The organism is Rhodococcus sp. RS1C4, assembly GCF_002258225.1.
Lineage (GTDB): Bacteria > Actinomycetota > Actinomycetes > Mycobacteriales > Mycobacteriaceae > Rhodococcoides > Rhodococcoides fascians_E.
Genome location: NZ_NOXZ01000047.1, coordinates 48,396 through 62,650, shown reverse-complemented (window position 1 = coordinate 62,650; position 14,255 = coordinate 48,396). Strand labels below are relative to the sequence as shown.

Here is a 14,255-nt window from a genome sequence, read left to right as displayed (position 1 = left end):
ATGAGGAAGGGGGTGCGCTCCGGTGAGGGGTGCGTGCTCTCGGGAGACGGCTAGAGTTCGCCGACTGCGCCTTCGGCGGCGTCGGCCCATTCGCGCCACTGCTGAGCCTGTTCGAGGGCGCGCTTGGCGTCCTTGTCCTTGCCCGCGGCGGATGCTTTGGCGGCCTGCTCCTCGAACTGTTCGACACGCTCGCGGAACTGGGCGGCGCGGGCGAGGGCTTCGGGGTCGGTCCGACGCCACTGCGCGTCGACGGCGTCGCGAACCGATTTCTCGATGGCGCGCAGCTTGCCTTCGAGTTCCTGCATCTTGTCCCTGGGTACTTTGCCCAGTGCGTCCCATTTCTCCTGAAGATCGCGGAGTGATGCGCGGGCTGCGTCGAGGTCGGCGGCGGGGTCGATGCCGGCGTACTTCTGGAGGAGCTCCTCCTTGGCAACTGCGTTCGCCTCGAACTCGGCGTCACGTTCGGACGCTGCCGCGTTGCGTGCGGCGAAGAACACGTCCTGTGCAGCTTTGAAGTTCTTCCACAGTGCGTCGTCGGCGTCGCGAGGTGCACGTCCGGCGGCTTTCCATTCGGTCAGCAGGTCTCGGAACGCAGCCGCGGTGGGTCCCCAGTCGGTGGACGACGACAGTGCCTCGGCCTGCGCTACCAACTCCTCCTTGCGTGTCTTCGCGGCGCCGCGCTCACGGTCGAGATCCGCGAAGTGTGCGCCGCGGCGACGGTTGAAGTTCTCGCGAGCCTTGGAGTAGCGCTTCCACAGGGCATCGTCGACCTTGCGGTCGACTCCGCGGATCGTTTTCCACTCGTCGAGGATCTCGCGTAGGCGATCGCCTGCATGCTTCCACTGGGTGGATTCGGTGCCGATCTGTTCCGCTTCGGTGGCGAGTTCTTCCTTGCGTGCCGTGTGTGCGGCGCGCTCGGCTTCCTTCTCGTGGCGGGCAACGGCGGCGGCAGTCTCGGAGTGTTCGACGACGAGTTGCAGTCGCTCGGCGAGCGCGTCGAGGTCGCCGATGACCGCGACGGTCGGCAGCGTCTCGGCCAGTGCTTCCGCGGCGGCCTTGGTCTTCTTCGCGTCCCCGGATCCGGCGGTGAGCCTGGCCTCGAGCAGGGCGATCTCGGTGGACAGATCGTCGTACCGGCGACCGAAATGTGCGAGACCCTCGGCCGCGTCACCGGCCTGCCACGACCCGATCTGTCGTTCGCCGTCAGCGGTCTTGACCCACGCGGTGCCGTCGTCGTCGACCCGTCCGAATTTGCTCGGGTCGCTCGGCGCCGCGAGTGCGGGCGTCACGGTCGCGACGTGTGTCGCCACCGGATGAGGCTTGGGGCCGCCACCTGGCTTGGGGCCACCGGGTTTCGGGCCGCCGGGCTTGGGGCCGCCGGGCTTGGGAGCGCCTGGAGTGTTCTCCCCGCTGGTGTGGCCGTCGGTGTCGGTCATCGTTCCTCATCTCTGCCGCGCGTCACGGCTGCCTGTATCGCGCTGTATCGAGTGCTTCACCACCATCGGCCGGTATCGACCGATCGAACCATTCAAACAGGTGCGAGCGAGGTTGGTGTGCTCGTCCGGCGATTACGACGCCGAGTGTCTTCGCATGCGGTCGCTGCCGCGTCGTCCGGGCACCGCGTCACCGACTAGCGTTGGGTCCCGTGTTACGTGCCGTGGCCTTGGTGCCGTCCCCGCCCCTCCTGGTGCCCGAATTGACGGGAAGCGGAGCTGCCGACTCGATCGACGTCCGTGCGGCTGCCTGCGACGCTGCCTCGTACCTGGCCTCGGTCGCCGATACCTGGGTGGCGATCGGGGTGGCCGACGTCGCTCGTCGGATCACGCACCCCGCCGCTGGGTCGTTCACGGGGTACGGCGTCGATGTGCGCGTCGATCTGTCCGACGGTGACTCTGCGTCCGATCCCGACATGCCGTTGCCCGCGCTGATCGCGGGATGGCTCCGTGGGCAGGCGTCGGCGGGGGAGGTGTCGCGCGAGATCACGGTCGATGTGGAGTTGGTCGCGGATCGCGGTGTCGCGGACGATCACCGACGACTCGGGGCGAACCTGAGGGCCGAGTTCGACGGGCGGGGAACCGATTGGGGGTTGTTGGTCGTCGCCGACGGTGCGACAACGCTGACTCCCAAGGCTCCTGGTTCCTTCGACGATCGAGCCGAGTCCGTGCAGCGTGACGTCTACGACGCTCTCGCCGCAGCCGATGCAGGAGCATTGACGCGGCTCGACCCCGTGCTCTGCGGCGAGGTCGGGGTCGGCGGATTGGCTGCCTGGCAGACTGCAGCCGGTGTCGTCGGGGACGACGTCGTCGACGTGCGCACGCTCTACCGGGGCGCTCCGTACGGGGTCGGTTACTTCGTCGGCACGTGGACCCTCCCGCGATGACAGGCGAAAACACCGAACGCCTGCGTCCGATCGCGGTGATCGGGCCGACGGCAACGGGCAAGTCCGATCTGGGTCTCGATCTTGCGGAAACGCTCGGCGGCGAGGTCGTCAACATCGACGCGATGCAGCAGTACCGCGGCATGGACATCGGCACGGCCAAGCTGGCGCCGGACGATCGTCGCGGGATTCCGCATCACCGGTTGGACGTCCTCGACGTGACCGAGACCTCGACGGTGGCGAACTACCAGAGCGCGGCGGTACGTGACGTCGAGGACATCATCGCGCGCGGCAACGTTCCCGTCATCGTGGGTGGGTCGATGATGTACGTGCAATCTCTGCTCGACGAGTGGTCCTTTCCCGCAACCGATCCCGATGTTCGCGCCAAATGGGAGAAGGTGTTGGCCGACGGAGGTACCGACGTGGTCCACCGTGAGCTCGCGCTGAAGGATCCGGAGGCCGCGGCGTCGATCCTCGCCACGGACGGTCGACGCATGGTGCGGGCACTCGAGGTCGTCGAGATCACCGGAGCACCGTTCGCGGCCTCGGCACCGACAATCGGCGAGCCCCGGTGGGGAACGCGCTTGCTCGGCGTCGACCGGGAGACCACCGAACTGGACGAGCGAATCGCGCGTCGTACCGATCTGATGTTCTCCGCGGGCCTCGTCGACGAGGTGCGCGCGCTGATCGACGTCGGGTTGAAGGACGGTGTCACCGCCTCGCGCGCGATCGGTTACGCGCAGGTCCTGGCGTTTCTCGACGGCACGAGCGACCTCGACCACGCACGTGAACGGACGTTCATCGGCACCCGCCGATACGTACGTCGACAGCGCTCGTGGTTCCGGCGCGACCCACGGGTCCACTGGCTCGACGGCGCGAACCCGTCCCTGCTGGCGTCCGCGCTCGAGGCTCTGTCGCGCGGATAGACTTCCCGGCATGCACTTCGCGAAAGGTCACGGAACGCAGAACGACTTCGTCGTGCTGCAGGACCCGGATGTCCAGATCGAGCTACTCCGGCCCCGGGTCGCTGCTCTGTGCGACCGTCGTCGCGGTCTCGGTGCCGACGGGGTACTGCGCGTTGCGCGGGCCGGGCAGTTGCGTGACGCAGGAGTGCTGGACCGGCTGCCCGCGGGTGTGTCCGCCGAGGACTGGTTCATGGACTACCGCAACGGTGACGGCAGCATCGCCGAGATGTGCGGTAACGGGGTGCGGGTGTTCGCCCACTACCTGCGGGCCACCGGGCTCGAGACCGAGGATCGATTCGTCGTCGGTTCACGAGCGGGAGCCAGGCCGGTCACGGTCCATCGCTTCGACGACACCACCGCCGACGTCACCGTCGAGATGGGCGACGTGCATCTGATGGGGTCGAGTGCTGCCGTACTGGGGGGCCGCCGCTTCGAGGGCATCGGTATCGACGTCGGCAACCCGCACCTCGCGTGCGTGGACCCCGACCTGGACGTCACCGCGCTCGGCGGGATGGACTTCTCGTCGGCACCCGAACTGGACGGTGATTTCTTCACCGCAGGCGCGAACGTCGAGATTCTCACCCGACTGCAGTTCGGCCGGGTGGACATGCGCGTGTTCGAACGTGGTGTGGGGGAGACTCGATCGTGCGGGACCGGCACGGTCGCAGCCGCGGCCGCGGCGCTGTCCTACGAAGGGCTCGACTCCGGCCAGGTCGTGGTCGGTGTGCCGGGCGGCGAGGTCGCCGTGTCGATCGACGATTCCGGCGCGACGCTTCGGGGCCCGTCCGTACTGCTGGCGAGCGGCGACGTCGACGACGACTGGTGGCGGCGCATCGCATGAGCCGTTGATTCGGCACGGGCGGGAAACTCGCGTGCACACGCTGGGGATTTCGTGGATCATGGATGACGTTGGACAGAGAAGTTGTTGTGACAACCGGAATCGTTCGATTCCCGGACCTAAGGATTGACGGAAATAACGGACACACAGAATCACGACCACGCCGATGCACAGAACGGGTCGGCCTGGACGCGCGAAGAGAGCGAAGCGTGGTCCAAGCGGATCGCGCGCTCCCCGCTTCCCACGTCGGATCAGGGTGACGGCAGCTCCGACAGCAGACCGTCGACGGGCGACATGCAGCTCGAGGAGCGCACCGCTCTCCGGCGCGTCGCCGGGTTGTCCACGGAACTCGCGGACGTCACCGAGGTCGAGTACCGCCAGCTTCGGCTCGAACGCGTCGTCCTGGTCGGGGTGTGGACGACCGGAACCGCAGCGCAGGTGGAGAGCAGCATGGCCGAGCTCGCCGCACTCGCGGAAACAGCGGGATCCGAAGTGCTGGACGCCTTGGTTCAGCGGCGTGACAAGCCGGACACCGCCACCTATATCGGCTCGGGCAAAGCCCACGAACTGAGGGATGTCGTGCTGTCCACCGGTGCCGACACCGTGATCTGCGACGGTGAGCTCACACCCGCGCAGCTCAACGCGCTCGAGAAAGTGGTGAAGGTCAAGGTCATCGACCGGACCGCACTGATCCTGGACATCTTCGCCCAGCACGCGACATCGCGTGAAGGCAAGGCGCAGGTCGCGTTCGCGCAGATGGAATACATGCTTCCGCGTCTGCGCGGTTGGGGTGAATCGATGTCTCGTCAGGCCGGCGGCCGCGCAGGCAGCAACGGCGGTGTCGGCCTTCGCGGACCCGGTGAGACCAAGATCGAAACCGATCGCCGACGGATTCGCGAGCGCATGGCGAAGCTCCGCAGGGAGATCAAGGGCATGAAACAAGCCCGCGACACCAAACGCGAGAGCAGGCTGAAGAGCACCACCCCCAACATCGCGATCGTCGGATACACCAATGCCGGCAAGTCGTCGCTGCTCAACTCGCTGACGGGCTCGGGTGTCCTGGTTCAGAACGCACTGTTCGCCACCCTGGATCCGACATCGCGAAAGTCCACGTTGGAAGACGGGCGAGCCATCGTCCTCACCGACACGGTGGGCTTCGTCAGGCATCTCCCGACGCAGCTGGTCGAAGCATTCCGTTCGACACTGGAAGAAGTCACCGACGCCGATCTGCTTCTGCACGTCGTCGACGGGTCGGATCCGCTGCCCACGGACCAGATCAAAGCCGTGCGGGAAGTCATCGTCGACGTCGTCAAGGAACGAGACTCGACGATGCCGCCGGAGCTGATCGTCGTGAACAAGATCGATGCCGCAGATCCGGTCCAGCTGACCCAGCTTCGCGGGCTTCTGCCCGGAGCACGGTTCGTGTCGGCTCGTACCGGCGAGGGAATCGACGAACTGCGTGATCACCTCGGTGAGATTCTGGCGTGGCCCGAAGCCGAGATCGACGTCCTCGTTCCCTACACGCGGGGTGATCTCGTCGCACGCATTCACACCGAGGGACGGATCTCCAAGTCGTCGCACGAGAGCGAGGGCACTCGGGTCGAGGCGCGAGTGCCGACGGCACTGGCCTCCGTCCTGGCCGAGTTCGCGTACGAACCGGCTGCTGTCTGACATCGGCGTGCGTCCGGGTGTCCTCGCGGTAGCCGTCGCAGTGGCGGCGCTGACCGTCGGTGCCGGCGCACCGACCGCCCAGGCTCGGCCGGAGGTGCGGCAGGAACCGTCGGACACCTACTGCACTCCGACCGACCAGGCACTCGAGGAGCTGTCGGGGATGGCGTTCGTCGACGGTGTGCTCTACGCGATCGGCGACAGTGGGACCGATCACCGGGTGGCCGTCCTGGACGACGGTTGCGCCGTGACACGGTGGCTCGACGTTCCGGTCGACCCGTACGACGTGGAGGACATGGCGTCGTACGACGGCGACCTGTGGTTGTCCGATACAGGCGACAATCAGAGCAGGCGTGACACCGTCGCGTTGACTCGGATGGATCCCGTCACCGGGCAAGGCGAGCTACACCGGTTGACCTACCCGGACGGGCCGCACGACGCGGAGGCCCTGCTGATCGAGCCCGGTGGTCGTCCGGTCGTCGTCACGAAGGAGCCGACCGGGGTGAGCGGAATCTACGTCCCCGCGGGTGGCGAATCCGTGGCCGAGCTGGCGTCACCGGGGCCCACCGCTCTCACGAAGGCCGGAGAATCGACGTTCGAGCGGACCGACACGGCCGGGGGTCCGCCGTTCATCATCGGGTCGATTCTCGCGACCGGGGGAGCGGTGAGTGCGGACGGGACTGTCGCTGCCGTGCGCACCTATACCGACGCCTACCTGTTCGCGGTGCCCGACGGCGATGTCGTTCGAGCTCTGTCCGGTGAGCCGGAAGTCATAGCTCTTCCTGCCCAGCCCCAGGGTGAGGCACTCACATTCGATTCGAACGGCAACCTGTTGATCGCCTCCGAAGCCGCGGTTGGGCCGGTTCCCCCCATCGAGGTGCTGAGCAGCGCAACAAGTCTCGTCGACACGCCGACACCGGCGACGGAAGCTCCTCAGCAGCCTGGTGGCCGATGGCCGCTGGGTGCGCTCGCCGTCGCCGGTGTCCTGGCGATCGTGTCGATCTTCTACACCGTCGGGGCAGCCCGACGGCGTTGACGGGTCAGGCGTCGAGGTCGGACGCGACGAGCGCCGCAACCTTGTCCAGAGCCGCCTGGTCCTCGCTCTCGACGGTCACCTCGGTGCCCTTGGCTGCACCGAGGGTCATGATCATCAGCGCGGATCCGGCGTCCACCGGTTCCTCGCCGTCCACGGCGAGAGTGACGTCGACGCCTGCGTCGGCAACGGCCTCGGCGATGATCGCTGCGGGTCGCGCGTGCAGACCGATTGCGGATCCGACGGTGACTGTGGTGCTGGGCATGAAGTGCTCCTTCTTCGTTGGGTGGTCAGGCGGTGATGATCAGGGGGGGGTGACGATCAAGCGGTGACGAGGTCGGGGTCGATGGTTGCTTCAGAGGGGGCGTTCTTGCCCTTGGCGAACTGCTTGGCCGCAATCACGAGCACGGCGGCGACGATCGTGCCGACTGCGAGGGCGAGCAGGAACCACAGGATCCCACCGACGGCGAAGAACACGAAGATGCCGCCGTGCGGAGCGCTGAGCGTGACGTCCATCGCCATGATGAGAGCACCGGTCACTGCGCCGCCCGCCATCATCGACGGAATCACGCGAAGTGGGTCGGCGGCCGCGAACGGAATCGCACCTTCGGAGATGAACGCTGCACCGAGGAACCAGGCTGCCTTGCCGTTCTCGCGTTCGGCTTCGGTGAAGATCTTCGGGCGTACGGCCGACGCGAGAGCCAGAGCGAGCGGCGGCACCATGCCGGCGGCCATCACGGCCGCCATGATGCGCAGCGATGCGGTGTCGGTGACCGACAGGCCTGCAGTGGCGAATGCGTACGCGGCCTTGTTGACCGGGCCGCCGAGGTCGAAGCACATCATCAGTCCGAGGATGATGCCGAGGATGATGATGGAGCTACCCGACAGGCCGTTGAGCCAGTTGGTCAGTCCGCTGGTGATGGCGGCGAGCGGCTTGCCGAGCACGAGGAACATGATGCCGCCGACGATCAGCGTCGCGAACAGCGGAATGATGACGACCGGCATCAAGCCACGAAGCAGAGCCGGGATTTTCCACCTGCTGATCCACAGCGCGACGAAACCGGCGATCAGACCACCGACGAGGCCACCGATGAAGCCTGCGCCCACCAGGACGGCCACGGCGCCAGCCGTGAACCCTGGTGCAAGACCGGGCCTGTCGGCAATCGCGTACGAAATGTAACCGGCCAATGCGGGAACCAGGAAGCTGAAGGACAGCGCGCCGATCTGGAAGAGAACAGCTCCGAGGTAGATCTTCAGACCACCGTCGGGCAACGCGGTGAGCGAGTTGTTTACGACGATGTCCTCGGCGCTCTCGGAGATGGTGTACCCACCGAGCAGGAAGCCGAGTGCGATGAGCAGACCGCCCGCCGCAACGAACGGAATCATGTAACTGACACCGGTCAGCAGGATCTGCCGAATGCGTGTGCCCCATCCGAGTTCGCCTGCGCCGGAGGACGCGGTGCCCGGATCGGCTGCCGTGCCGGAGACACGGGCCGCGTTCGGATCGTTCGATGCGCGCAGCGCTTCCGTGACCATCACGTCGGGCTCGTTGATGGCGCGTTTGACTCCGGACGAGATCACCGGCTTGCCGGCAAAGCGCTCCTTACCCTTGACCCCGACATCCGTGGCGAAGATGACCGCTTCCGCGCTCGCGATCAGCGCCGGGTCGAGCGGCGTGCTTCCGCTCGAGCCCTGAGTTTCCACGTGCACCGTCACACCGGCACGATCACCGGCAGCGACAAGCGAATCCGCGGCCATGTACGTGTGGGCGATACCCGTCGGGCACGCCGTGACAGCGACGATGTGCTTGGGCGTATCCGCGGCGGCGTCGGGAACCTCGGGAGCGGAGTGCTTGGCAGTACTCACCGTGGCCCCGGCAGCAGGGGCAGCGGCGGCCTTGGGCGCCGGGTTGATGACACCGTCGACGAGAGCGACGACGTCCGCGGCCGTCGGAGCCTCGCGCAGAGACGTCACGAACTCCGGCTTGACCAGCGCCCTGGCCAGGCTGGAGAGCAGCTTCATGTGCGCCGAACCCGCACCGGCCGGCGCCGCGATGAGGAAGACCAGATCGGCCGGGCCGTCGGGCGCACCGAAATCGACCTTCGGGTTCAGACGGGCGAATCCGAGCGACGCCGTCGTCACGGCCTCGGCGCGACAGTGGGGGATGGCGATGCCGCCCGGCAGGCCCGTCGCCGACTGCGCTTCGCGGGCCAGAGCGGCGTCACGCAGCGGTTCGGCGTCGGTGGCGCGCCCGGCGTCGGCGAGCACGTTCGAAAGCCGTGCGATGACAGCGTCTTTCGATTCACCGAGGTCCGCGTCGAGGACTATGAGGTCCTCCGCGATGATCGCGGGATCGTTGGTTGGTGTGGACATGACGTCGCTCCTACGAGGTGAGGGTCTTCGAGCTGGGGGAGGGCTGTGGGTCGAGTGAGTTCGGTGACTGCACTGCTTGGACGGTCACCGAGTCGGGACGAGTCTGTTCGGGGGTGGGAAGGGTGGTGCCGGGTAGAGCCGTCGCCGCGGTGCCGTACGCCACGGCTCGACGGATCAGGTCGGCGGGTGGGCATCGCTCTATATCGGCGAGGATGTAGCCGGCGAGGGACGAATCTCCCGCGCCGACGGTGCTGATCGCGTCGATCTTGGGGGGCGAGGCGAACCACGCGCCCTCCTGGGTCACCAGGACCGCTCCCGCGCTGCCCAAGGTGGCGAGCACCGCACCGACGCCGCGCTCCAACAGGATTCGACTCGCGTCGATCGCCGCGGTCGGATCCCCCGCGGCTGCCGCACGCTCGAGGTTCTCGGCATCCGCTCCGGTGAGCTGCGAGAGCTCCTCGGAGTTGGGCTTGATCAGGTCCGGCGCGGAATGGGGGAACGACGCAGCGAGCGCGAGAAGCGGTGCATCCGAGGTGTCCACGGCAACCTTGCACGCCGTCGTGGACTTCAGTGCTGCTACGAGTTCCCCGTACCAGCCGACAGGTATGCCCGGGGGAAGCGATCCCGACAGTGCCACCCAGGTTGCATCTCGTCCCAGGTCGACGACCGTCTCGAACAGTTCTGTCCTGGCGGCCTCGGACAACTCGGCGCCCGGCTCGTTGATCTTGGTCGTGACGCCACCGGGCTCGCTGACGGTGATGTTGGTCCGAGCGAGCGCGCCCGTCGGGACGGCGCAATAGCGGACGCCCCGGGCGGACAGAGCCTCGAGCAACGGGTCGTGCTCGGATGCGGGAAGCACCGCCATGGCCTGCACGCCGGAAGCGGTGAGCACCCTGGCCACGTTGACGCCTTTGCCTCCCGGATCGCTCACCGACGCGCGCGCTCGATGTACGCCACCGCGCGCGAGCTCGGTATCCAACACCACCGTGCGGTCGATACTGGGGTTGGCGGTCAGTGTGACGATCATGCGATCACCACCTCGATTCCGTTGTCGGTCAAACTCTTACGATCGGATACCTCGATCTGGGCGTCCGTCACCACGACGTCGATGTTCTCGAGCCGGGCGAAGCTGACCAGATGCTCGCGGCCGATCTTGGACGAATCGGCAAGGATGACCACATGATTGGCAGAGCGCACCATCGCACGTTTCACGGCGGCCTCGTCGCTGTCCGGGGTCGACAGGCCGTGCCCGAGACTGAGTGCGTTCGTTCCGATGAACGCCACGTCCACCCGCAGCCACTCCAGCGATGTCAGTGCTTCCTCGCCGACGGCCGCCTGTGTCGCACCTCGAACTCGGCCCCCCAGCATACGAAGGCTGATTCCGGACAGGGGTGCAACTCTCGCTGCGATCGGAACGGAGTTGGTGACCAGGGTGAGCTCACGGTCGGGGCCGATCAACGCGGCCAATCGGCCCGTTGTGGTTCCGGCGTCCAGTACGACGCTGCCTCCCGAACCCGGGAGGTACTCGACCGCGGCGGCAGCGATCGCATCCTTCTGTTCGGCTCGCGTGTATTCACGTTCACCGACGCCGGGTTCGGTGACCGTCAGAGCCGACGCGGGCACCGCACCGCCGTGAACGCGCCGAACGACACCGAGGCGATCCAGCATCGCCAGGTCCCGGCGAACGGTCTCCGTGGTGACCCCGAACGAGGTGGACAGATCGGCCACCGAGACACGTCCACGACTGGTGATCAGCTCTGCAATCGATTGTTGACGTTCCTCTGCGTACATCCGTTCCTCCTCTCCGTCGTGCGTACGGGCTGGGCTCTGATCCGATTACGTGTTGGTTTATGTTGTTTTACGCCCGTATCTGTTGACATGTCAAGAGCAAAGAGTAATCTGAGTCACAACAAGTCGATCACAGCGGATACGGACACACGCCCACTTCGCCGCGCGCACTTTTCGTTCAAGGAGGACACATGACGGGATCGCACCTCGCCGAGAACCGGGAGACCGGAGCAGCACTGGCCGGTTCGGCGGTTCTGACCGGCACGCCCGTCGTACCCGGAGTCGGCTACGGCCCGGTGATCAGGCCCGGCGGCCGGCCGGACGTGCCCGTCGACGACACGGTGCTGGACGAGCAGGCGCGCGGGCCCGAACTCGAGAAGTTCCGTGAGGCGACGTCCGTGGTGGCCGGTCGGCTTCGGGGCCGGGCAGAGTTGGCCACCGGAGCGGCATCGGAGGTGCTCTCGGCCAACGCGGCCATGGCTCAGGACCGCGGCTGGCTGAAAGCTGCCGAGAAGCACATCGCTGCGGGATCGTCCGCGACGTCGGCGACCAATGCCGCGACCGAACAATTCGTATCGATGTTCACCAAGCTCGGCGGCCTGATGGCCGAGCGCGTCACCGACCTGCGTGACGTCCGTGATCGGGTCGTCGCGCAGATACTCGGATCGCCGGAACCGGGCGTGCCGGCCCCGACGGTTCCGTCCATCCTTCTCGCCGACGACTTGGCGCCGGCCGACACCGCCGGGCTCGACCCCGACTTCGTCGTCGGGCTCGCGACGTCACTCGGCGGACCGACCAGTCATACCGCGATCATCGCCCGCCAGCTCGGAATCCCGTGTGTCGTAGCCGTGTCCGGTCTCGACGACGTGGCCGAGGGCACGCCCGTGGTGGTCGACGGCATAGCCGGCAGGATCGTGCTCGACCCGGACGCGGCGCTGGCGACACAGGCCGTCGCCGACGCGCGGGCAGAACTGGATCGTGTGTCGCGGTGGGCCGGGCCGGGTTCGACATCGGACGGACACCTCGTGGACATCCTCGCCAACGTCCAGGACGGTGCCGGTGCCCGCGCGGCTCGCCGGACCGCGGCCGAAGGCATCGGACTGTTCCGCACCGAACTCTGCTTCCTCGACCGCGACGTGGAGCCGACGGCCGAGGAGCAGGCGGAGATCTACGGTGAGGTGCTCGACGCCTTCGCCGGCCACAAGGTGGTCGTCAGAACCCTCGATGCGGGCTCGGACAAGCCGTTGCGGTTCGCGAACCACGCCGACGAGGCCAACCCTGCCCTCGGAATCCGCGGTATTCGAATCGCCGCGCAGGACAGGGGAATTCTGCTTCGCCAGCTCGACGGAATCGCCGCCGCCGCGACAGCGACGGGGTCGACGCCGTGGGTCATGGCCCCGATGATCGCGACCGCGGCCGAAGCGGCAGCGTTCGCCGACGACGTGCGGGCACGCGGGTTGAAGCCCGGTGTGATGATCGAGATTCCCGCCGCGGCGTTGATGGCCGAGCACATTCTCGAACACGTCGACTTCCTGTCGATCGGTACCAACGACCTCGCGCAGTACACGATGGCTGCGGACCGGATGTCGCCGCAGCTGGCCGACCTCACCGATCCGTGGCAGCCGGCGGTCATCGCGCTCGTCGCCCACACGGCGAAGGCGGGTGCCGCAGCGGGCAAGCCCGTCGGGGTGTGCGGTGAGGCCGCGGCAGACCCACTGCTGGCGTGTGTGTTGGTGGGTCTGGGGGTCACCTCGCTGTCCGCGGCGTCCGCCGCCGTGGCGCACGTCGGGGCGAAATTGTCCTCCGTCACGCTCGACCAGTGCCGTGCCGCTGCCGACGCCGCCCTGAAAACGGACAGCTCGGCCGCGGCTCGTGCGGCGGTCACCGCGCTTCTGGCGTGAATGCCCTCTAGGATTCACTGCTTGTGAGTCGAAACTTCGGATGGACCCAGCACGGCGACGGAAAGACGCCCTCCGCGGGCGCAGTCGTGGCGCCCGACGAGCGGCTGTCATGGCCTCGCACGGTGGGTATCGGCATGCAGCACGTGATCGCGATGTTCGGCGCGACACTGCTGGTGCCGACGGTGACCGGGTTCCCGGTCACGACGACGCTGCTGTTCTCCGGAATCGGCACCGCCTTGTTCCTGATCATCACGCGGGGCCGGATCCCCAGCTACCTCGGTTCGTCGTTCGCGTTCATCGCACCGCTCAGCGCAGCGCAGGCGGATGGTCCGGCAGCTCAGCTCGGCGCCGTCATGTCCGTCGGAATCGTTTTGGCCGCAGTCGGATTCGTCGTGAAATTTGCCGGCGGGCGAGTGATCGAAGCAGTCATGCCGCCCGTCGTGACGGGTGCCGTGGTGGTGCTCATCGGCCTGAACCTCGCCCCCGCGGCGACATCGTCCTTCGAGGCGCAACCACTTGTCGCGGCAGTCACCCTGATCGCCATTCTCGTGGTGACCGTGGCCGGTCCAGGACTCCTCGGCCGCCTGGGCATTCTCGTCGGAGTCGTCATCGGCTGGGTGTTCGCGGCGGTGGTCGGACAGATCGACGCAGCGAAACTCGACGCCATGAAGGCCGCCTCGTGGATCGGAATGCCCGAGTTCCGTGGACCCACGTTCGAGCTGTCCGTCGTTCTGATCGCCCTGCCCGTGGTCATCGTTCTCGTCGCCGAGAACGTAGGCCACGTCAAAGCAGTGTCCGCGATGACGGGGAAGTCGCTCGACGACCTCGCAGGAGACGCACTCATCGCCGACGGGCTGGCCACGACGGTCGCGGGCGCCGCGGGAGGTTCTGGAACGACCACCTACGCCGAGAACATCGGGGTCATGGCCGCCACCCGCGTGTACTCCACAGCCGCGTACTGGGTCGCAGCCGTCACGGCAATCGTGCTCGCGTTCTCCCCGAAGTTCGGCGCACTCGTGTTCACGGTTCCCGACGGCGTCATCGGCGGCGCCACGCTCGTCCTCTACGGACTCATCGGCCTACTGGGAGTCCGGATCTGGTCCGACAACAAGGTCGACTTCACCGACCCGGTCAACCTCACCGTCGTCGCGGCCGCACTGGTCGCGGGAATCGGCGATTTGACCTTGACCATCGGATCGGTCGCCCTCGGCGGCATCGCATGGGGCTCGGTGGGCATCCTCGTCGGCTATCCGGCTCTGCGCGCACTCAGCCGGCTCGCTACCCGCTAGTTCGGTCACCGATCCTGCGCGGC

At 67.1% G+C, this 14,255-nt stretch carries 12 protein-coding genes; 7 read left to right on the top strand and 5 right to left on the bottom strand.

All coding sequences use genetic code 11. From position 1 onward, the window contains the following. Positions 1-50: 50 nt before the first annotated feature. Entirely contained in the window at positions 51-1,436 is a 1,386-nt protein-coding gene (locus CH289_RS23835; RefSeq protein WP_094728735.1) for a DUF349 domain-containing protein, read from the bottom strand. Between the two features lie 209 nt (positions 1,437-1,645). On the opposite strand from CH289_RS23835, the gene CH289_RS23830 reads away from it, so the two are divergent. From CH289_RS23830 to CH289_RS23810, 5 genes are all read left to right on the top strand, one after another. Next, the gene (locus CH289_RS23830) at positions 1,646-2,380 is read left to right on the top strand and encodes a class III extradiol ring-cleavage dioxygenase family protein (protein WP_179276864.1); all 735 of its coding nucleotides are present in this window, start codon (positions 1,646-1,648) and stop codon (positions 2,378-2,380) included. Then, on the top strand, positions 2,377-3,303 hold the full coding sequence (miaA, locus tag CH289_RS23825; protein WP_094728739.1) for a tRNA (adenosine(37)-N6)-dimethylallyltransferase MiaA: 927 nt from the start codon (positions 2,377-2,379) through the stop codon (positions 3,301-3,303). The genes CH289_RS23830 and miaA overlap by 4 nt, the downstream gene beginning before the upstream one ends. Positions 3,304-3,313: 10 nt before the next feature. Continuing rightward, positions 3,314-4,183, top strand: a complete 870-nt coding sequence (gene dapF, locus CH289_RS23820; RefSeq protein ID WP_094724945.1) for a diaminopimelate epimerase — start codon at positions 3,314-3,316, stop codon at positions 4,181-4,183. Between the two features lie 219 nt (positions 4,184-4,402). After that, the gene (gene hflX / locus CH289_RS23815; protein WP_256977484.1) at positions 4,403-5,851 is read left to right on the top strand and encodes a GTPase HflX; all 1,449 of its coding nucleotides are present in this window, start codon (positions 4,403-4,405) and stop codon (positions 5,849-5,851) included. Between the two features lie 7 nt (positions 5,852-5,858). Further along, positions 5,859-6,884, top strand: a complete 1,026-nt coding sequence (locus tag CH289_RS23810) for a hypothetical protein (protein ID WP_094728729.1) — start codon at positions 5,859-5,861, stop codon at positions 6,882-6,884. A 4-nt stretch (positions 6,885-6,888) separates the two neighbouring features. Here the strand turns inward: CH289_RS23810 and CH289_RS23805 are convergent, their stop codons facing one another. The 4 genes from CH289_RS23805 to CH289_RS23790 are packed head-to-tail and all read right to left on the bottom strand — an operon-like array spanning position 6,889 to position 11,045. Further along, positions 6,889-7,146 carry an HPr family phosphocarrier protein gene (locus CH289_RS23805; protein ID WP_019664096.1) on the bottom strand — a complete coding sequence of 86 codons (258 nt, stop codon included), beginning with the start codon at positions 7,144-7,146 and terminating at the stop codon, positions 6,889-6,891. A 56-nt stretch (positions 7,147-7,202) separates the two neighbouring features. Further along, complete coding sequence (locus tag CH289_RS23800; RefSeq protein WP_094728727.1) at positions 7,203-9,254, bottom strand: PTS fructose transporter subunit IIABC; 2,052 nt, start codon at positions 9,252-9,254, stop codon at positions 7,203-7,205. Positions 9,255-9,264: 10 nt separating this feature from the next. Next, entirely contained in the window at positions 9,265-10,281 is a 1,017-nt protein-coding gene (locus CH289_RS23795; RefSeq protein ID WP_019664094.1) for a 1-phosphofructokinase family hexose kinase, read from the bottom strand. Beyond that, complete coding sequence (locus tag CH289_RS23790; RefSeq protein WP_094728725.1) at positions 10,278-11,045, bottom strand: DeoR/GlpR family DNA-binding transcription regulator; 768 nt, start codon at positions 11,043-11,045, stop codon at positions 10,278-10,280. Before CH289_RS23790 ends, CH289_RS23795 begins: the two co-directional genes overlap by 4 nt. Before the next feature lie 188 nt (positions 11,046-11,233). Between CH289_RS23790 and ptsP the strand changes: the two genes are divergently transcribed. Then, a complete protein-coding gene (ptsP, locus tag CH289_RS23785; RefSeq protein WP_020110203.1) occupies positions 11,234-12,943 on the top strand; it encodes a phosphoenolpyruvate--protein phosphotransferase in 1,710 nt (569 codons plus the stop codon). A gap of 23 nt (positions 12,944-12,966) precedes the next feature. Then, on the top strand, positions 12,967-14,232 hold the full coding sequence (locus CH289_RS23780; RefSeq protein WP_094728723.1) for a uracil-xanthine permease family protein: 1,266 nt from the start codon (positions 12,967-12,969) through the stop codon (positions 14,230-14,232). The last annotated feature ends 23 nt before the right edge of the window (positions 14,233-14,255 follow it).

What these genes read in the sequence shown, in the direction of transcription:
- CH289_RS23835 (WP_094728735.1), bottom strand. Translation starts at nt 1,436, where the DNA reads ATGACCGACACCGACGGCCACACCAGCGGGGAGAACACTCCAGGCGCT.
- miaA (WP_094728739.1), top strand. Translation starts at nt 2,377, where the DNA reads ATGACAGGCGAAAACACCGAACGCCTGCGTCCGATCGCGGTGATCGGG.
- dapF (WP_094724945.1), top strand. Translation starts at nt 3,314, where the DNA reads ATGCACTTCGCGAAAGGTCACGGAACGCAGAACGACTTCGTCGTGCTG.
- CH289_RS23805 (WP_019664096.1), bottom strand. Translation starts at nt 7,146, where the DNA reads ATGCCCAGCACCACAGTCACCGTCGGATCCGCAATCGGTCTGCACGCG.
- CH289_RS23800 (WP_094728727.1), bottom strand. Translation starts at nt 9,254, where the DNA reads ATGTCCACACCAACCAACGATCCCGCGATCATCGCGGAGGACCTCATA.
- CH289_RS23795 (WP_019664094.1), bottom strand. Translation starts at nt 10,281, where the DNA reads ATGATCGTCACACTGACCGCCAACCCCAGTATCGACCGCACGGTGGTG.
- CH289_RS23790 (WP_094728725.1), bottom strand. Translation starts at nt 11,045, where the DNA reads ATGTACGCAGAGGAACGTCAACAATCGATTGCAGAGCTGATCACCAGT.
- ptsP (WP_020110203.1), top strand. Translation starts at nt 11,234, where the DNA reads ATGACGGGATCGCACCTCGCCGAGAACCGGGAGACCGGAGCAGCACTG.